Annotated in this window: 19 protein-coding genes and 1 pseudogene; 10 read left to right on the top strand and 10 right to left on the bottom strand. The window is 67.6% G+C overall.

The features are described 5' to 3' along the window. A pseudogene (locus G3N96_RS31900) lies at positions 1-371 on the top strand (M48 family peptidase); the annotation flags it as partial. Positions 372-410: 39 nt separating this feature from the next. Here the strand turns inward: G3N96_RS31900 and G3N96_RS31895 are convergent. The 6 genes from G3N96_RS31895 to G3N96_RS31870 form a co-directional block, all read right to left on the bottom strand. Next, the gene (locus G3N96_RS31895) at positions 411-998 is read right to left on the bottom strand and encodes a DUF2946 family protein (RefSeq protein ID WP_206139662.1); all 588 of its coding nucleotides are present in this window, start codon (positions 996-998) and stop codon (positions 411-413) included. Further along, positions 991-2028 carry a hydrolase gene (locus G3N96_RS31890; RefSeq protein WP_089495552.1) on the bottom strand — a complete coding sequence of 346 codons (1038 nt, stop codon included), beginning with the start codon at positions 2026-2028 and terminating at the stop codon, positions 991-993. The genes G3N96_RS31895 and G3N96_RS31890 overlap by 8 nt, the downstream gene beginning before the upstream one ends. 34 nt (positions 2029-2062) lie before the next feature. Beyond that, positions 2063-2509, bottom strand: a complete 447-nt coding sequence (locus G3N96_RS31885; protein WP_006749968.1) for a nuclear transport factor 2 family protein — start codon at positions 2507-2509, stop codon at positions 2063-2065. Between the two features lie 115 nt (positions 2510-2624). Continuing rightward, positions 2625-3662 (bottom strand): lipopolysaccharide heptosyltransferase II, encoded by a 1038-nt coding sequence (gene waaF, locus G3N96_RS31880; protein WP_039360609.1) that lies wholly within the window; start codon positions 3660-3662, stop codon positions 2625-2627. A 150-nt stretch (positions 3663-3812) separates the two neighbouring features. After that, positions 3813-4007 (bottom strand): zinc-finger domain-containing protein, encoded by a 195-nt coding sequence (locus tag G3N96_RS31875; RefSeq protein WP_006749970.1) that lies wholly within the window; start codon positions 4005-4007, stop codon positions 3813-3815. Positions 4008-4057: 50 nt separating this feature from the next. Beyond that, a complete protein-coding gene (locus G3N96_RS31870) occupies positions 4058-4981 on the bottom strand; it encodes a branched-chain amino acid transaminase (protein WP_089473488.1) in 924 nt (307 codons plus the stop codon). Between the two features lie 207 nt (positions 4982-5188). On the opposite strand from G3N96_RS31870, the gene G3N96_RS31865 reads away from it, so the two are divergent. Continuing rightward, positions 5189-5944: an AzlC family ABC transporter permease gene (locus G3N96_RS31865; RefSeq protein ID WP_206139661.1), complete on the top strand. Its 756-nt coding sequence runs from the start codon at positions 5189-5191 to the stop codon at positions 5942-5944. Between the two features lie 13 nt (positions 5945-5957). On the opposite strand, the gene G3N96_RS31860 is transcribed toward G3N96_RS31865, so the two are convergent. Next, positions 5958-7010: an RNA-guided endonuclease TnpB family protein gene (locus tag G3N96_RS31860; RefSeq protein ID WP_206139660.1), complete on the bottom strand. Its 1053-nt coding sequence runs from the start codon at positions 7008-7010 to the stop codon at positions 5958-5960. An 89-nt stretch (positions 7011-7099) separates the two neighbouring features. On the opposite strand from G3N96_RS31860, the gene G3N96_RS31855 reads away from it, so the two are divergent. Both G3N96_RS31855 and G3N96_RS31850 read left to right on the top strand, forming a co-directional pair. Further along, positions 7100-7423, top strand: coding sequence for an AzlD domain-containing protein (locus G3N96_RS31855; protein WP_206139659.1), 324 nt, complete (start codon positions 7100-7102; stop codon positions 7421-7423). Between the two features lie 279 nt (positions 7424-7702). Then, the gene (locus G3N96_RS31850) at positions 7703-8899 is read left to right on the top strand and encodes a phosphoglycerate kinase (RefSeq protein ID WP_206139658.1); all 1197 of its coding nucleotides are present in this window, start codon (positions 7703-7705) and stop codon (positions 8897-8899) included. Between the two features lie 157 nt (positions 8900-9056). Here G3N96_RS31850 and G3N96_RS39775 read toward each other — a convergent pair whose 3' ends face one another. Further along, positions 9057-9185, bottom strand: a complete 129-nt coding sequence (locus tag G3N96_RS39775; protein ID WP_256093618.1) for a hypothetical protein — start codon at positions 9183-9185, stop codon at positions 9057-9059. Here G3N96_RS39775 and pyk point away from each other — a divergent pair. The 6 genes from pyk (at position 9184) to G3N96_RS31820 (ending at position 15971) form a co-directional block, all read left to right on the top strand. Then, positions 9184-10620 carry a pyruvate kinase gene (gene pyk / locus G3N96_RS31845; RefSeq protein WP_039360687.1) on the top strand — a complete coding sequence of 479 codons (1437 nt, stop codon included), beginning with the start codon at positions 9184-9186 and terminating at the stop codon, positions 10618-10620. The genes G3N96_RS39775 and pyk overlap by 2 nt on opposite strands. A gap of 292 nt (positions 10621-10912) precedes the next feature. Next, positions 10913-11977: a class II fructose-bisphosphate aldolase gene (gene fba, locus G3N96_RS31840; RefSeq protein ID WP_034189083.1), complete on the top strand. Its 1065-nt coding sequence runs from the start codon at positions 10913-10915 to the stop codon at positions 11975-11977. A 223-nt stretch (positions 11978-12200) separates the two neighbouring features. Further along, the gene (locus G3N96_RS31835) at positions 12201-13091 is read left to right on the top strand and encodes a phosphoribosylaminoimidazolesuccinocarboxamide synthase (RefSeq protein WP_206139657.1); all 891 of its coding nucleotides are present in this window, start codon (positions 12201-12203) and stop codon (positions 13089-13091) included. 18 nt (positions 13092-13109) lie between these two features. Continuing rightward, positions 13110-13631, top strand: coding sequence for a 5-(carboxyamino)imidazole ribonucleotide mutase (gene purE, locus G3N96_RS31830; RefSeq protein WP_039360624.1), 522 nt, complete (start codon positions 13110-13112; stop codon positions 13629-13631). Positions 13632-13719: 88 nt separating this feature from the next. After that, a complete protein-coding gene (locus G3N96_RS31825) occupies positions 13720-14931 on the top strand; it encodes a 5-(carboxyamino)imidazole ribonucleotide synthase (RefSeq protein WP_124580863.1) in 1212 nt (403 codons plus the stop codon). Between the two features lie 11 nt (positions 14932-14942). Beyond that, the gene (locus G3N96_RS31820) at positions 14943-15971 is read left to right on the top strand and encodes an L-threonylcarbamoyladenylate synthase (RefSeq protein ID WP_206139656.1); all 1029 of its coding nucleotides are present in this window, start codon (positions 14943-14945) and stop codon (positions 15969-15971) included. Between the two features lie 80 nt (positions 15972-16051). Here the strand turns inward: G3N96_RS31820 and G3N96_RS31815 are convergent, their stop codons facing one another. Next, positions 16052-17182 carry an SGNH/GDSL hydrolase family protein gene (locus G3N96_RS31815; protein ID WP_089473483.1) on the bottom strand — a complete coding sequence of 377 codons (1131 nt, stop codon included), beginning with the start codon at positions 17180-17182 and terminating at the stop codon, positions 16052-16054. Between the two features lie 95 nt (positions 17183-17277). Beyond that, the gene (locus G3N96_RS31810; protein ID WP_206139655.1) at positions 17278-18192 is read right to left on the bottom strand and encodes a sterol desaturase family protein; all 915 of its coding nucleotides are present in this window, start codon (positions 18190-18192) and stop codon (positions 17278-17280) included. Positions 18193-18594 lie beyond the last annotated feature (402 nt).

The following is an 18594-nucleotide window of genomic DNA, read 5'->3' as shown; positions in this document are numbered from 1 at the left end:
CGCAGCGGCGCTGGCCGTCGTCGCACGCGGCGATCGTCGCGCATCTTCAGGCGCTGATCGCCGCGCGCCGCTTCGCGGACGCGCAGGCGCAGGCACGCGCGCAGGCGAAGGCCGACCCCGAGCAGCCGGACTGGTGGGACTATCTCGCGAAGGCGAGTGACGGCAAGGGTGACCTGCTGGCGCGGCGCCGCGCGCTCGCGGAGAAGCTCGCGCTCGACGGCGCGTGGCCGTCGGCGATTCGCCAGTTGAAGGAAGCGCGCGACGCGAAGGACGTGCCGTTCTACGAGCAGTCGATGATCGGCGCGCGGCTGCTGGAATTCGAGGCGCGCTACAAGGAAGAGCGCGAAGACGAGAAGAACGGCCGCGGGTAGCGGCCGATACTCGGGAAGCGCGGGCGCTGCCGCTGCGGGTCAGTTGCCGCTGCCAGCGGTATTGCGCGCCTGTTGCGCCGGGCTGGCGACGTAGCCGAACCGCGCGGGCACGTCCGCACCGACGATGCTGCCGAGCGGCAGTGTGCGGCCGTCGCGCCAGTGCAGCACGGGCGGCGCGGCATCGAAATCGGCGTGATCGGCGAACAGCCCGAGGTCGTGATCGTGCAGCGCCGCGATGCACGGCGGCGTGCCGGCCGCGCGAAACAGCACGCCGCCTGCGTCGTCGAGCCAGGCTTCGTCCGGTTCGAACGGCGTGCCGGTCTGGTCGGTGAGCGTGAGCTGCCCGTCGCGCTCGGCGAGCCGGACGATCCACGGTGTATAGGCGAGTTCGACGTACACGCGCTGTGGCCCGTTCTGGAAGAACCACTGGCCCTGCGCGTCGCATTCGTAGTTGCGGCCGATGAACGCGTTCAGCGCCGCATGCCGGATCGGCGAGCCGAGTTCGCCGGCCGCCTGGGCCGCGTCGTCGCGCAGCCGCCATTCACCGCGCCGGTCGAGCAGCAGCCAGCCGGTACAGTGCGGCACGTTCGGCCACTTGGCGAGGGCCTGCCTGACGATGTCATCCATGGTCGACGAATTTGGAGCAATAGCCGAACACCCGCGCCGACAGCCAGTCGAGACGGCCGGGGAACGGTCCGGTCATGAATCCCGCATGGCCGCCGGCCGCAGGCTGGTCGAGCTCGACGGCCGGCGAGACGTCGGCCGGGCCCGGCAGCGCGGACTCGGGCAGGAACGGGTCGTTGCGGGCGTTGAGGATCAGCGTCGGCACGTCGATCGCCGGCAGCAGCGGCCGTGTCGTCGCTTTGGTCCAGTAGTCGTCCGCGTTCGCGAAACCGTGCAGCGGCGCGGTCACGATCTCATCGAAGTCACGCATCGTCACGGCCTGCAGCATCGCTTCGCGGTCGAACAGCCCCGGGTACTGGTCGAGCTTCGCGAGTGCCTTGCGCTTGAGTGTCTTCAGGAAGCTGCGCGTGTAGACCATCGCGAAGCCTTGCGACAGCGCGCGCCCGCCGGCGTGCACGTCGATCGGCGTCGAGATCGCGGCGGCCGCCCGCAGGATCGACGTGTCGCTGCGATGCTCGCCGAGCCAGCGCAGCAGCACATTGCCGCCGAGCGACACACCGGCCGCGACGAGCGGCCCGCGATGCTGCGCGGCAAGCCGGCGCAGGATCCAGTCGACTTCGGCGCTGTCGGCGAGATGGTAGAAGCGCGGCTGGCGGTTGATCTCGCCGCTGCAACTGCGGAAGTGCGGCACGACGGCGTGCCAGCCCTTCGCGCGCGCGGCGGCCATCATCGCGAGCGCGTAGTGCGACCCGGAGCTGCCTTCGAGGCCGTGGAACAGTACGAACAGCGGCGCATCGGGCCGCGGCGCCGCGCTGTCGAGATGCGCGACCCAGTCGAGATCGATGAAGTCGTGATCGGGGGTTTCCCATCGCTCTCGTCGGTAAGCGACGACGGGACGCCGCGCGAACAGCGCGGGCACGATGGTTTGCGCATGGCTGTTGGGCAGCCAGCGTGGTGCGCGATAGCGCAGTATGTCGTCGTCGGGGGCCGGAGCCCCGGTCAGCGGCGAGGTGGGCGGAGAAGCCGTACTCATGATCGCCCCGCGTATGCGTTGCTTCGTCTTTTCGTCAGTGCAGCGGACCCTGCCCATGACGGATCTTCGCGGCGAATTGTCCGGCCGCCTGTTCGGGAATCGGGCTCGCGTGAATATGCGCGATGCGCCACTCGCCACGTTCGTGAATCATCACGTACGTGGCGAACACCATGTCGGGTTCGGCCGTGAGGTCGGCCTGCTGATGCGCTTCGGCGATCGTATAGACGACCGTGCCGAGGCTGTCGTACACGCGGATGTCGAGCGGCTCGATCGTCACGGGGCGCGTGGCGAGCCGGTTGGCGAGCCCGCTGCGGATCTGGTCGAGGCCGTGCAGATGCTCGCCGTCCGCCCATACGCAGCTGGCGAAATCCTCGTCGATCCACAGTCCCAGCAGCGCGTCGAGATTGGCATCGGCGACGGCCTGGTAGTAGGCGTTCAGCGTATCGGCGGCGGCTTCGAAGAGGCGGGCAAAACGTGGCATCGGGGTTATCTCTCGCGCGCGTCGCGCGCCGTATTCAGCACGGCGGCCCGGATGGAGCCGCCGTACACCGGTGAATCGGATTGCCCGGCGCGCCGTGCGACGCTGCCGGCCAGGGTCAGCGCTGCCCGACGAGCATGCCGCGCAAATCGCCGAATACCTGCTCGGGACCGAGTTCGCGCAGGCACTTCAGGTGGCCGAGCGGGCACTCGCGTTCGAAGCAGGGACTGCATTCGAGATGAAGCCATTGTACCTTCGCCAGGTCCGACAGCGGAGGGGTGTGGCGCGGATCGGTCGATCCGTACAGCGCGACGAGCGGCCGGCGTAGCGCGGCGGCAACGTGCATCAGCCCCGAATCGTTGGTCACAACCGCGTTCGCGCGCGCGATCAGCGCGCACGCCTCCGACAGCGACGTCTGTCCGCACAGGTTGCGCACGTTCGGCGCGTGGTCGGCGATCGCCTGCGCGGCGGCGGCGTCCTTCTGCGAGCCGAGCGCGACGATCTGCGTGTACGGGAACGACTGGTGGACGATGGTGGCGAGCGATGCGAAGTGCTCGGGCGGCCAGCGCTTGGCCGGGCCGTATTCCGCGCCCGGGCAGAACACGACGAGCGGCTTGCGTGTATCGAGATTGAAACGGGCGGACACGCGCGCCGTCTCGTTGAGATCGGCGTCGAGGCGCGGCGCGGGCAGCGTCTTCATCGACTCGGGCAGCTTCGCGCCCGGTGCGTACGCGAGCGCCGCGTAATGGGCCGTCATCGGCGGCCGCTCGCCCGATTTGTCCGGGTTCGCGTGCCGCACGTTCAGCAGCCCGTAGCGGTGCTCGCCCGTGTAGCCGACCCGCAGCGGGATGTTCGCGAGCCACGGGATCACCGCGGATTTCAGCGAATTCGGCAGCACGTACGCCGCGTCGTAGCCGACGTCGCGCAGGTCGCTCGCGAGCTGCCAGCGGCGCAGCAACTGCAGCTTGCCGTGCGCGAGATCGGTCGCGTAGACATCGTGGATCTCGGGCATCCGCTCGAGCACGGGCGCGACCCACGAGGGCGCGACGGCATCGATCGCGATGCGGGGATGGTTTTTCTTCAGCAGCGCAAAAAGCGGCTGCGCCATCAATGCGTCACCGATCCAGTTCGGTGCGATAACCAGCGCTCGACGCATCAGGTCGACTTCCGATGTCGTAATGAAGCACGGCGCCCAGGCGCCGCGTTCGGGTTGCCAGAATGGAGAACGGCGGCGCGCCGGCAATCCGGCTGCGCCGCCTGGGCGATCGGCGGGCCTGCATCAGCCTGCAGGCCGGGCCGCCAGGGCTCAGTGGCCCTTGACGACCTCGCCGTCACGCAGCTTGTAGCGCGTGCCGCAGTACGGGCAGCGTGCCTCGCCGTGCGAGACGTCGATGAAGACGCGCGGGTGGGCGCTCCAGCGCGCCATGGCCGGGTTCGGGCAGTACGCGGGAAGATCCTTGGCCGTCAGCTCGACCAGCGGCATTTCCTTGATTTCACTCATGAGACTTTCTCTTATCACTCTTTTGTGGGGCGGTCGGTGGCGCGGCGCGCTCAGACCTTCGTCAGCCAGTTCGCGTACTTCGCGTTCTTGCCCGACACGATATCGAAAAACGCCGACTGGAGCTTTTCCGTGACGGGGCCGCGCGCGCCGCTGCCGATGGTGCGGTTGTCGAGCTCGCGGATCGGCGTGACTTCAGCGGCCGTGCCGGTGAAGAACGCCTCGTCGGCCGTGTAGACCTCGTCGCGCGTGATGCGCTTCTCGATCACCTCGATGCCGGCGTCCTTCGCGAGCGTGATGACGGTATCGCGCGTGATGCCGTCGAGGCACGACGACAGGTCGGGCGTGTACAGCTTGCCGTTGTTCACCAGGAAGAAGTTCTCGCCGGAGCCTTCCGACACGTAGCCGTCGACGTCGAGCAGCAGCGCTTCGTCGTAGCCGTCGGCGGTGGCTTCCTGGTTCGCGAGGATCGAGTTCACGTACCAGCCCGACGCCTTCGCGCGCACCATCGACACGTTCACGTGGTGGCGCGTGAACGACGACGTCTTCACGCGGATGCCCTTCGCGAGGCCTTCCTCGCCGAGGTAGGCGCCCCACGGCCAGGCGGCGATCGCGACGTGGATCGTGTTGCCCTTCGCGGCCACGCCGAGCTTTTCCGAGCCGACCCAGATGATCGGCCGCAGGTAGCACGACTCGAGCTGGTTCTCACGCACGACTTCGAGCTGCGCGGCTTCGAGCGTTTCCCGGTCGAACGGCACGTCCATCTGGAAGATCTTCGCCGAATTCAGCAGACGTTTCGTGTGCTCGTACAGGCGGAAGATCGCGGTGCTGCCGTCGGCCGACTTGTACGCGCGCACGCCCTCGAAGACGCCCATGCCGTAGTGCAGCGTGTGGGTCAGGACGTGGATCTTGGCGTCGCGCCAGTCGATCAGCTTGCCGTCCATCCAGATCTTGCCGTCGCGGTCGGCCATTGACATAGATTTCTCCTGGGAAGCGGTGAGGTGCTGCGGGTTGTATGCAGCGTTGAGCCGGAAAGACGCTTATTTTAGCGTCATTTGAAGGCGATCCGGTCGGTCGGCGCGGGGCCGGCGCTATAATCGCCCGGTACCGATTCCAATAACGACGGGTCGACCCGGCAGGAGGCGCCGGCGCCCCGACGAACCGCCCGCTGCGGCCCGCTTCCCATGTTCGCTCGATTGTCCGCCACCGACCGCTTCGCGCTGATCCAGGGCGCGCGCGACTATTCCCCGACGCTGATGGCGATTTTCTCGTGGGGGCTCGTCACCGGCATCGCGATGAGCAAGTCGGTCATGACACTCTGGCAGGCGAGCGCGATGTCGCTGCTGGTCTACGCGGGTTCGTCGCAGCTCGCGGTGCTGCCGCTCCTCGCGGCGAAGCTGCCGATCTGGACCATCCTGCTCACGGCCGCGATGGTCAACACGCGCTTCGTGATCTTCAGCGCCGGGCTTGCTCCCCATTTTTCCTACCTGCCGCTGTGGCGGCGCCTCGCGATCGGCTATTTCAACGGCGACGTGATCTACCTGCTGTTCCAGAAACAGGGCTTCGCCTACGGCCACGTGCCCGGCAAGGAGGCGTATTTCTGGGGGATGGCGCTCGCGAGCTGGCTGTCGTGGCAGGTGTCGTCGCTCGCCGGCATCCTGCTCGCGAGCTTCTTTCCCGCGAGCTGGGGGCTGGAGCTGGCCGGCACGCTCGCGCTGATCCCGATCATGGTGTCGGCGGTCGCGAACCGTTCGACGCTCGCGGCCGTCGCGGTCGCCGGTGTCGTGTCGCTCATCGCGTTCGACCTGCCGTACCGGCTCGCGCTGCCGCTCGCGGTGCTCGCCGCGCTCGCGGCCGGCAGCACGGCCGATTTCTTCGTCGAGCGGGCCGACTGGCGGCGCATCCGCACCGAAACCGTGCACGAAAAGGAAATCGATTGACGTCCTCCGCCGCCTAAAGGGGGCGGATTCCCACAGCTGGCGATGCACGTCCGCATCGGAGAATGTTCAAAGCAGCGTTGGTATCTCGATCATGCACGACACCACAGCCATCGCAGGCCCACTCTCTTACTCGCAGTCCCGCGATACCTTTCAGCCGCGTCGTGCTGTCTTTCGACCCGCACGCCGAACAGGACTGGGTGGAACCGCTTTCGTCGACTTCCTCGAACGTGGCCCCGTGCGCGATCGCCTGGTAACGGAGCTTGTTTCGGAAGGACGACCAGGATGCGTCGTAGACGCTCTTCGCCATCCTGGTTCTGGGGAGCTTCGCGGCCGACACGTCGCCGACCGCGATGTAATCGAAGCGCCGCACCAAATCGAGCGCCAGCTTGTGCTGGAAATCAGCACGCGCATTCGCCACCTTGGCGTGCAATTTCGCGATATGTCGCTTGTGCTTTCGCGCTCGCTGGGCCTTTGCCAGCTTATCGGCCGCTCGCCGGCCGAACCGGTCGTTCGGCAGCTTCTCGCCCGTCGAAAGTGTGGCGAAGTCTTTCAGGCCGAGATCGATGCCGACGCCGGAACGGATCGGGCGGGCCTGAACATCTGGCATCTCGATCACGATGTTCAAGAACCAATTGCCGCGCGCATCCTGCGCAAAGTTGGTTCCGTCCTTGATCTTGCCTTCGGGAAGCGGTCGGCTGTTGAACACGCGAAAGGTGCTGCCGGCAAAGCGAAATGCGTCGCCTTCGCGCTTCAGGTCACGCCCCTTCAACGGCACCCAGCCAAGAGATTTCTTGCCGCGATAGCGCAAGTAAGGCCGACGGCGCTGATTGCGCGACTTCGCGTATTGCTCGCACGTTGCGTTGACCGTGCCGGAGTGGATGCCGAGTATCTTGCTGCAGCCCGTCGTCAGTACGTTCAGATCGAAACCCGTCGGCCACCTCTTGTTCCACTTGAGGGCGTGTTTCTGCGTGTCGTTGCAGAAGTTCCAGACATAGTTCACCGCACGGCTCTGCTGGTTCAGGAGGCCGTTGAGCGACTTCACCCGGTAGCGATAGACAAGAATCATGCCGGTGATCCTAGTCGATGGAAGAAGCTGCCTGTCAAGGGTATGTATTTCTTGCCCGCCATCGATGGCAACATTTCAAGGAGTAGTTGATGAGCGCGATGGAAATCTGGATCGTCATCATCGGGATGACGATCGTCACGGCCGTCACGCGCGCGCTGTTCCTGATCGGCGGCGAACGCACCGTGCTGCCCGAGCGCGCGCAGCGCGCAATGCGCTACGCGCCGGCGGCGGCACTGGTCGCCGTCGTGCTGCCCGACGTGCTCGAAACGCCGGCCGGGCTGTCGTTCGCGTTGTCCAACCATCCGTTCTACGCGGCGCTCGCCGGCCTCGGCTGGTTCCTGTGGCGGCGCAGCATGCTCGGCACGATCGTCGTCGGGATGCTCGTCTTCACCGCGCTGCGCCTGATCTTCTGATGGGTCGCCGCTCAGGCCCGCCGGGTATCGGCCGCTTGCGCGCGTGCATTGCTGCATTGCGGCAATGTGTCCGTTCCCGCGCGCGATCCCAAATAGGCGGAATTCGCCGCCCGCGGGTCAGTCTGCCGGGTGGATCGGCTAGAATGCCCGTTCGAGATTTTTTACCCGTGCGCGTCATGCGAACCGCCAGCCACGGCCGCATCCGGCGCCCTTTCGCGGCAGCCCGCGCACGTCCAGCGTGAACCCCCTTTCCCCATCCACTACTTCAATTTGTTCAACATGAGCCAAGTCAAGCGTCTTACCGACCTGATCGCCGCCGGCCAGCTCGCCGGCAAGCGGGTATTCATCCGTGCCGACCTGAACGTCCCGCAGGACGACCAGGGCAACATCACCGAAGACACGCGCGTGCGCGCGTCCGTGCCGGCCATCCAGGCCGCGCTCGACGCCGGCGCGGCCGTGATGGTCACGTCGCACCTCGGCCGTCCGACCGAAGGCGAATTCAAGCCGGAAGATTCGCTCGCGCCGGTCGCGAAGCGCCTCGCCGAGCTGCTCGGTCGTGACGTGCCGCTCGTGTCGAACTGGGTCGAGGACGGCGTGAACGTCGCGCCGGGCCAGGTCGTGCTGCTCGAGAACTGCCGCGTGAACAAGGGCGAGAAGAAGAATTCGGACGAGCTCGCGCAGAAGATGGCGAAGCTCTGCGACGTGTACGTGAACGACGCGTTCGGCACCGCGCACCGCGCGGAAGCGACCACCCACGGGATCGCGAAGTACGCGCCGGTCGCGTGCGCGGGCCCGCTGCTGGCCGCCGAACTCGACGCGCTCGGCAAGGCGCTCGGCAACCCGGCCCGCCCGCTGGTGGCGATCGTCGCCGGCTCGAAGGTGTCGACCAAGCTCACGATCCTGAAGTCGCTGGCCGGCAAGGTCGACCAGCTGATCGTCGGCGGCGGCATCGCCAACACGTTCATGCTCGCGGCCGGCCTGTCGATCGGCAAGTCGCTCGCGGAAGCCGACCTCGTCAACGAGGCGAAGGCGATCATCGACGAAGCGCGCGAGCGCGGCGCGTCGGTGCCGATCCCGACCGACGTCGTGACGGCCAAGGAATTCTCGCCGACGGCCGCGGCCACGGTGAAGCAGGTCGCCGACATCGAAGCGGACGACATGATCCTCGACATCGGCCCGGATACCGCCAAGGCGCTCGCGAGCCAGCTCGAGAAGGCCGGCACGATCGTGTGGAACGGCCCGGTCGGCGTGTTCGAGTTCGACCAGTTCGGCAACGGCACCAAGACGCTCGCGGAAGCGATCGCCAAATCGTCCGCGTTCTCGATCGCGGGCGGCGGCGACACGCTCGCGGCCATCGCGAAGTACGGCATCCATGACCAGGTCAGCTACATCTCGACGGGCGGCGGCGCCTTCCTCGAGTTCCTCGAGGGGAAGAAGCTGCCGGCGGTGGAAGTGCTGGAAACGCGGGCGGCCTGAGCGTGGCGGCGCGCGCAGGGGTGACGAAGGCCGTGCGCTCCGCGAAAGCGGAGCAGCCGGCCGGCGCGGGCAAGCGCAAACGCGCGCCCGCGCGGGCGAACACCGCCCCGCGCGCACCGGCGGCCGCCGGCGACGCGGCCGAGCAGCACCACGAGATTCAGAACAAAGCGATGCCGGGCGCAAGCACCGGCACGCCCCCCGGAGCGGCGGCCGCTGGGCCTGCCGCTTCCGGCTCTCGCAGCGTTTCACCCAGCGCATCCACCTTGATCCAGATGAGGAGTTTCATGCAGCGCGCCACCAAGATAGTCGCCACGATCGGCCCGGCTTCCAGTTCGCCGGAGATTCTGCTGCAGATGATGCAGGCGGGCCTCGACGTCGTGCGGCTCAATTTTTCGCACGGCACGGCCGACGATCACCGCCAGCGCGCCGAGATGGTGCGCGAGGCCGCCCGCAAGGTCGGCCGCGAGATCGCGATCATGGCCGACCTCCAGGGCCCGAAGATTCGCGTCGGCAAGTTCGAGAACGGCAAGACGACGCTCGAGCCGGGCCAGGCCTTCATCCTCGACGCGGGCTGCGAGCTGGGCAACGACGAGCGCGTCGGGCTCGACTACAAGGAGCTGCCGCGTGACCTGCGCACGGGCGACCTGCTGCTGCTGAACGACGGCCTGATCGTGCTGACCGTCGAGCGCGTGCTCGGCGACGAGATCCACACGATCGTCAAGGTGGGCGGCGAGCTGTCGAACAACAAGGGCATCAACCGCCAGGGCGGCGGCCTGTCGGCGCCCGCGCTGACCGCGAAGGACATGGAAGACATCCGTACCGCGATGTCGCTCGGTGCGGACCTGGTGGCGGTGTCGTTCCCGAAGAATGCGACCGACATGGAAATGGCGCGCCAGCTCGCGAACATCGCGGGCGCGCCTTACGGCATCAAGCCGAAGATGATCGCGAAGATCGAGCGCGCGGAAGCGATTCCGGCGCTGCAAAGCATTCTCGACGCGTCCGACGGCATCATGGTCGCGCGCGGCGACCTCGCGGTGGAAGTGGGCAACGCGGCCGTGCCGGCGCTGCAGAAGCGGATGATCCGGATGGCGCGCGAGTCGAACAAGCTCGTGATCACCGCGACGCAGATGATGGAATCGATGATCCACGCACCCGTGCCGACCCGCGCGGAAGTGTCGGACGTCGCGAACGCGGTGCTCGACGGCACCGACGCGGTGATGCTGTCCGCCGAGACGGCCGCCGGCAAGTACCCGGTCGTCACGATCGAGACGATGGCGGCCGTGTGCGTCGAGGCGGAAAAGTCGGAAGAAGTCGAGCTGGACAAGGATTTCCTCGACCGCACGTTCACGCGGATCGACCAGTCGATCGCGATGGGCGCGCTGTTCACCGCGTACCACCTGGGTGCGAAGGCGATCATCGCGTTGACCGAATCGGGCGCGACCGCGCTGTGGATGTCGCGTCACTACACGCACGTGCCGATCTTCGCGCTGACGCCGCGTGTCGGCAGCGAGCGCACGATGGCGCTGTACCGCAACGTGACGCCGCTGCACGTCGACTTCAACAGCGACCGCGACTCGGCGCTCCAGGCGGCGCTCGAGATCGTCGTCAAGCAGGGCTACGTGCAGCACGGCGACATGGTCGTGCTGACCGTCGGCGAGCCGATGGGGCAGGCGGGCGGCACCAACACGCTGAAGATCGTGCGGGTCGGCGAGCACTATTGAGCGCCCGCTGAACCTCGGGTCGGCCGAAAAAATCGATCCGGCACCGTTTTTCGCGCGAAAGCCGCGTGGGGTCGAAGCCCCGCGCGGCTTTTTTTCTCATTTTTGCCCGCATTGTGCCGTGCGAACGTAACAAATTGCGAGTCGGCGCCACCGGGCGGTCGGAATCGGAGGCGCTTCGCGATAAAATGCGGCTATTCGACGCTCAGCCGCGCCGCGCCACCCCGGGTTCGACCGGGAGCGAGCGCCGCGCCGGCGTCAGGGCGCACCGGTTTTCATTCCATGGAGTTCCACAATGCCTCTCGTATCAATGCGTCAATTGCTGGACCACGCGGCAGAGCACGGTTACGGCCTGCCGGCCTTCAACGTGAACAACCTGGAACAGGTCCAGGCGATCATGGCGGCGGCGGACCAGGTCGGCGCGCCCGTGATCATGCAGGCATCGGCCGGCGCGCGTAAGTACGCGGGCGAGCCGTTCCTGCGCCACCTGATCGAAGCAGCGGTCGAATCGTACCCGCACATCCCGGTCGTGATGCACCAGGATCACGGCCAGTCGCCGGCAGTCTGCATGGCCGCGATCCGCAGCGGCTTCACCAGCGTGATGATGGACGGTTCGCTGGAAGCCGACGGCAAGACGGTCGCATCGTACGAGTACAACGTCGACGTGTCGCGCAAGGTCGTCGAGATGGCGCACTCGATCGGCGTGACGGTCGAAGCCGAACTCGGCGTGCTCGGCTCGCTCGAGACGATGAAGGGCGACAAGGAAGACGGCCACGGCGCGGAAGGCACGATGACCCGCGAGCAGCTGCTGACCGATCCGGAGCAGGCCGCCGACTTCGTGAAGCTCACGCAGTGCGATGCGCTCGCGATCGCGATCGGCACGTCGCACGGCGCGTACAAGTTCTCGAAGAAGCCGACGGGCGACATCCTGTCGATCCAGCGCATCAAGGAAATCCACGCGCGCATCCCGAACACCCACCTGGTGATGCACGGTTCGTCGTCGGTGCCGCAGGAACTGCTGGCCGAGATCCGCGAATTCGGCGGCGACATGAAGGAAACCTACGGCGTGCCGGTCGAGGAAATCCAGGAAGGCATCAAGCACGGCGTGCGCAAGATCAACATCGACACCGACCTGCGTCTGGCGATCACCGGTGCGATCCGCCGCTACCTGTTCGAGAACCCGGGCAAGTTCGATCCGCGCGACTACCTGAAGCCCGCGCGCGAAGCGGCGAAGCAGGTCTGCGTCGACCGTTACCTCGCGTTCGGCTGTGAAGGCCAGGCCGGCAAGATCAAGCCGGTGGCGCTCGACAAGATCGCCGAGCAGTACAAGTCCGGCGCGCTCGCACAGGTCGTGCGCTGAGACTGTAGTACGATTGCCGCGCCCGATGTGGGCAACGGCAAGGCTGTCCGGCCGGATCTGATCCGGCCCCGCAGCCGCTCCGTCCGGCCGAACGAGGGCCGGCCGGCAACCGCCCGGGCGCCGTCGCCCGGCGGTTCGCCGACGTATTGCAAGACCGCCGTTCCCGCCTGCCGCGGGGAACGGCGTTTCCCTTTTTGTTTGGCTCCTTATCTGCGAAAAGACGATGTCTACCCTCTACGAATCCACGCTCCGCTCGCTGCCGCTCCTCGGTCGCGGCAAGGTCCGCGATAACTACGCGGTCGGCAACGACAAGCTCCTGATCGTCACGACCGATCGTCTGTCGGCATTCGACGTGGTGATGGGCGAGCCGATTCCGAACAAGGGCCGCGTGCTGAACCAGATGGCGAACTTCTGGTTCGACAAGCTCGCGCACATCGTGTCGAACCACCTGACGGGCGACGCGCCGGAAGCGGTTGTCGCGGCCGACGAGGTCGAGCAGGTGAAGGGCCGCGGCGTGGTCGTCAAGCGCCTCGAGCCGATCATGATCGAAGCAGTCGTGCGCGGCTACCTGGCCGGCAGCGGCTGGAAGGAATACCAGGCGTCGGGCGCCGTGTGCGGCGTGCAGCTGCCGGAAGGCCTGCAGAACGCGCAGAAGCTGCCCGAGCCGATCTTCACGCCGGCCGCGAAGGCCGAGATGGGCGAGCACGACGAGAACATCACGTTCGAGGAAACCGAGCGCCGCATCGGCACCGAGCTGGCCGCGACGATTCGCGACATCTCGATCAAGCTGTACAAGGAAGCGGCCGACTACGCGGCCACGCGCGGCATCATCATCGCCGACACGAAGTTCGAATTCGGCCTCGACAACCACGGCCAGCTGTACCTGATGGACGAAGTGCTGACGGCCGATTCGTCGCGCTTCTGGCCGGCCGACCAGTACGAAGTCGGCACGAACCCGCCGTCGTTCGACAAGCAGTTCGTGCGCGACTGGCTCGAGGCGCAGCCGTGGGGCAAGACGGCGCCGGCACCGGCACTGCCGGCCGACGTCGTCGAGAAGACGGCCGCGAAGTACCAGGAAGCGCTCGAGCGCATCACGGGCCAGTCGCTCGCCTGACCAGAGGGAACGCACGAAATGAGTGAAGTCCAGACCGCCCACACGCACAGCGCGCCGCTCGTCGGCGTGCTGATGGGTTCGAGTTCCGACTGGGACGTGATGAAGCACGCGGTCGCCATCCTGCAGGAATTCGGCGTGCCGTACGAAGCGAAGGTCGTGTCCGCGCACCGGATGCCCGACGAGATGTTCGACTATGCGGAGAAAGCGCGCGAGCGCGGGCTGCGCGCGATCATCGCGGGCGCCGGCGGCGCCGCGCACCTGCCCGGCATGCTGGCCGCGAAAACCACGGTGCCGGTGCTCGGCGTGCCGGTCGCGAGCAAGTACCTGAAGGGTGTCGATTCGCTGCACTCGATCGTGCAGATGCCGAAGGGCGTGCCCGTCGCGACGTTCGCGATCGGCGAGGCCGGTGCTGCAAATGCCGCGCTGTTCGCGGTATCGATCCTGTCCGGCAACTCGGTCGACTATGCGAACCGCCTCGCCGCGTTCCGCGTGCGCCAGAACGAAGCCGCGCACGCGATGGTGCTGCCGCCGCTGGAATGACGGCGCACCGGCGGCCGCCCTGCCATTCGAGCGGCTGCCTGACCTCCCCACTTGCGGCGGGCAGCGCCCGCCGCGACCGACCACTGACATGACCGCAACTCCTGATTCCGTTTCCCCGATCCTGCCCGGCGCGTGGCTTGGCATGGTCGGCGGTGGCCAGCTCGGCCGCATGTTCTGCTTTGCCGCCCAGTCGATGGGCTATCGCGTCGCCGTGCTCGATCCCGATCCGACGAGCCCCGCCGGCGCGGTCGCCGACCGCCACCTGCGCGCGGCCTACGACGACGAAGCCGCGCTCGCCGAACTGGCCGACCTGTGCGACGCGGTATCGACGGAGTTCGAGAACGTGCCGGCCGCGAGCCTCGATTTCCTCGCGCGTACGACGTTCGTTGCACCGGCCGGCCGCTGCGTCGCGGTCGCGCAGGACCGGATCGCGGAGAAGCGCTTCATCGAAGCCTCGGGCGTGCCCGTCGCGCCGCACGTCGTGATCGAATCATCGGCGGCGCTCGCCGCGCTCGACGATGCCGCGCTCGACGCGGTGCTGCCGGGCATCCTGAAGACCGCGCGCCTCGGCTACGACGGCAAGGGCCAGGTGCGCGTGAGCACCGCGCAGGAAGCGCGCGACGCGCATGCGGCGCTGAACGGCGTGCCGTGCGTGCTCGAAAAGCGCCTGCCGCTGAAATACGAAGTGTCGGCGCTGATCGCGCGCGGCGCGGACGGCCGCTCGGCCGCGTTCCCGCTCGCGCAGAACGTGCACCACAACGGCATCCTCGCGCTGACCGTCGTGCCCGCGCCGGCCGCCGATGCCGCGCGTGTCGAAGCGGCGCAGCAGGCCGCCGTGCGGATCGCCGATACGCTCGGCTACGTCGGCGTGCTGTGCGTCGAGTTCTTCGTGCTCGAAGACGGTTCGTTCGTCGCGAACGAGATGGCGCCGCGCCCGCACAATTCCGGCCACTACACGGTCGATGCGTGCGCAACGAGCCAGTTCGAGCAACAGGTGCGTGCCATGACGCGGATGCCGCTCGGCAACCCGCGCCAGCATTCGCCGGCCGCGATGCTGAACATCCTCGGCGACGTGTGGTTCCCGAACGGTGCGGCCGGCGTAGGTGCGGCGGCCGATGCCGTCACGCCGCCGTGGGACACGGTCGCGGCGATGCCGACCGCGCACCTGCACCTGTACGGCAAGGAAGAGGCGCGCATCGGCCGCAAGATGGGCCACGTGAACTTCACGGCCGAAACGCGCGACGAAGCCGTTGCCGCGGCCACCGCGTGCGCGCAGCTGCTGCGCGTGCCGCTCGACTGAGACGCCAGCCGATGTCCATCGACCTCCCGAACGCCGTGACGGCCGCGCAGATCGACGCGGCCGCCGCGTTGCTCGACGCGGGCCAGCTCGTGGCCTTTCCGACCGAAACCGTCTATGGGCTCGGCGGCGATGCGGCGAATCCCGAGGCCGTCGCGCGCATCTACGCGGCGAAGGGGCGGCCCGCGAATCATCCGGTGATCGTGCACCTGCCGCCGGGCGGTGATCCCGGCTACTGGGCCGACGATCTGCCGGCCGACGCGCAGGCGTTGATCGATGCGTTCTGGCCGGGCCCGCTGACGCTGATCCTGAAGCGCCACGCGCGCATCCCGGACGCCGTGAGCGGCGGCCAGGATTCGGTCGGGCTGCGCTGCCCGTCGCATCCGGTCGCACAGGCGCTGCTGGCCGCGTTCAGCGCGCGGCGCGGCGGGCATGGCGGCGTGGCTGCGCCGTCCGCGAACCGGTTCGGCCATGTGAGCCCGACCACCGCGCAGCACGTACGCGACGAATTCGGCGACACCGTGCACGTGCTCGACGGCGGCGCATCGGAAGTCGGTATCGAATCGACGATTCTCGACCTGTCGCGCGGCTTCCCGGCGCTGCTGCGCCCGGGCCACGTGACGCCGCAGCAGATCGCCGCCGTGCTCGGCCGCGCACCGCTACTGCCGGACGGCAGCGATGCGACCGCGCCGCGCGCGTCGGGCACGCTGAAGGCGCATTACGCGCCGCGCACGCCGCTCGCGCTGCTGCCGTTCGACGCGCTCGAGCCGCTGCTCGCGGCCGCGCAGGCCGACGGCGAACGCGTCGCGCTGGTCGCACGCGCATCGCGCGCGGGGCAGTGGGCGCAGGCCGACGGCGTGCATTTCGTCGCGGCGTCGGAAGATCCGCAGGCGTATGCGCGCGACCTGTACGGGATGCTGCGTGTGCTCGACCGCGCGCAGGTGGCGCGGATTCTCGTCGAGAAGCTGCCCGAGACCGTCGAATGGATCGCGGTCAACGATCGCCTCGGCCGCGCGGCCGCCGCGTTCGAAGCGCGCGACTGATACCCGTCGCGGTTCACGAATGAAAAACGCCCGACCGGCAAACCGGTCGGGCGTTTTCGTTTGGGCGCGTGGCCGGCGGCTTACTTGCCGACGCCCGAGGCCGCGATCTTCGACTGCGCGAACTGCGCGAACAGCGCATGCAGGCGCGTCGTCGGGTGGACCGTGTCGGCGAACATGTAGGTTTGATCCGCGTTCGCGACCGTGTAGGTCTGCGGCGAGCAGAACAGCGACGAGCCGAATGCGGTTGCGTTCGCGACGCCGTACTGCGTGGCGGCCTGGACCATCGCCTTCAGGTTACAGGCGGTGTCGGTGTTCGACACGGCGAAGCCGTTCGCCTTGTAGTTCGCGAGGATGCCGTCCTGCCACGTGAACGTGTCGAGGAGCACGTACTTGGTCGTGTCGACCTTGAGTGCCTGCAGCGTCGCGGCGAGCGTGCCGTTGAACAGCATCGACAGTTGCGTGAGGGTCGTCTGCGAGCCGCTCTGGAGCGCGAGCGGCGTGCCGCCGATATCCGGCACGTTCGATACGAACACGTGCGTCGCGCCGGCGGCGACGATCTGCTGCACGATGCCCGCGAGCTGCTGCGCGGCGGCGCCGATGTTCTGCTGCAGCTGCGTCGGCGTGATCGCGCCGGCCTGCAGCGCCGCGACCTGGTAGAAGATGTCGTTCGCGCCGCCGTTCAGCAGCACGATCTGGCCGGCGTTGAAGCTGCCGTGCTGCGACACGTATTGCTTGACCTGGTCGGCGATCGGCGTCGTGGTCGCTTGGGCGTAATCGGGGTTCGGCACGCTGGCGTCCGCATGGCCGATGCCCGGCTGCTGCGTCACGCGCGAGCCGCCCTGTGCGTAGCCGAGGCCGCCGGTGGCCTGCAGCGGAATGCCGAAGCCGCCCTGGTTAGCGGGCTGCAGCGTGTCGCCATAGTACTGCGCGACGTTCTGCGTCCACACCTGGCCCGGGTTGGTCGTGAAGCGGCCGCCGCCGAAGCCGAGCTTGATCTGCGAGTAGGTGCCCGCGTCGGACAGGCTGTCGCCGAACGACACGACCTGCATTTTCACGCCCGACGGCGGCGTGTTCGATGCGCTGTTGTTGTTGTCGTCACCGCCGCCGCCGCACGCGGCGAGCAGCGCGAGCGCGGCGCCGGCGATCGCGAGTTGCGCGGTGCGCAGCATGCGCTGACGGGTGCGGGCGGGTGCGTGTTGTTGTGTCTGCATCGTTCGATCTCCTCGTAGATATGGCCTGATGTGTTTCTCATCTGCCGCGTGCCTGCTCGGTTCCGGGTTGCGCGGCGGCCGTTGGCTGAAACGGTTTATTGGTCTCGCGCGGCCGCGAGCGGCACGGTGCGCGGATCGGGGTTCGCGGCCTCGGCAATCTGCGCATGATAAGCGCTCGCCCATTCGGGCGGGCCGAAAATCGCGCGCAGCTTGTTGCGCCAGCCGCCGACGCGCAACGCGTCGCCGGCCATCGACACCCACTCGTGGAACGTCGCGACGAGCGGGTTGTTCGAGCCTAGCCGCTCGACGATTCCGTACTGCGGCGGATCGTTGGGTGTTTCCTCGACATAGCTGCCGAACAGGCGATCCCAGATCACCAGGACGCCTGCGTAATTGCGGTCGATGTAGCGCGGGTTGCGCGCATGGTGAGCGCGGTGGATCGACGGCGTGTTCAGCACGTATTCGAGCCAGCCGAGCTTGCCGATCGCCTGCGTATGCACGAAGAACTGGAACGCGAGGTTGATCAGCACGATGCCGACGACCTGCTGCGGCGGAAAACCGGCGAACGCGAGCGGCAGCCAGAACACCCACATCCCCGCGACCGGGTACATCAGGCTCTGGCGGAACGCGGTCGAGAAATTCATCCGCTCGGACGAGTGGTGCACGACATGCGCGGCCCACAGCCAGCGCACGCGATGGCTCGCGCGATGAAAGACGTAGTAGAGGAAATCCTGCGCGACGAACAGCACCGCGAACGACAGCCAGCCGTCATGCCACGTGAACAGGCGGTAGTGCTGGTAGCAGTACGCGTAGACGGGGATCACGAACAGCCACGCGATCTTGTCGGCGCCCTGGTGCATCAGCGCGAGCGCCGCGTTGCACAGCGTGTCGCGCCACGCATAGACAGCGTCCTGCGCACGGGTGCGGGCGAGGTGCCAGGCCTCCCACGCGATGCAGAGCAGGAAGACGGGCGCCAGCGCGAGCAGAAGCAATTCGACGTCGAATCGCATGGGCGTGTCTCCTTCTTTCCCCTGCAAGCCTTGAGGCCGGGCGTATGGCCCGTTGTAGATATCGGTCAGGCCAACAGCCTACGCAATCGCCAGGCGCTAGGCGAGGGGGCAGCGTAGAGGGTTCCCTCTGAGGACAGGGTTTTTACGGAAGCCGCGCGGCACGGGGGCGGGCGGTGTGGCCCTGTTTTGCGGGCGTGGGTGGCGCGCGGTGTGTCGTGCGCCGGTGGCGGCCGGCGTTTCAAACCGGAGAGGGCGGGATTCGCTGTGCGCAGGCGCTGGCAGGGCGATGCGCCGGAGGTGCTGCGTAAGCTTGCCGAAGCCAAAGGGTTGAAGTTCTCGGCTCTCGGTCGCGCGGTGCCGGTGCCGGTTTCGATCGATGCCACGAATGAAAGCTTCATCGAC

It is taken from the genome of Burkholderia sp. Se-20373 (genome assembly GCF_017104705.1).
Lineage (GTDB): Bacteria > Pseudomonadota > Gammaproteobacteria > Burkholderiales > Burkholderiaceae > Burkholderia.
Note: the sequence above shows the minus strand (reverse complement) of the source record. Positions and strands in the feature narration are given on the sequence as shown.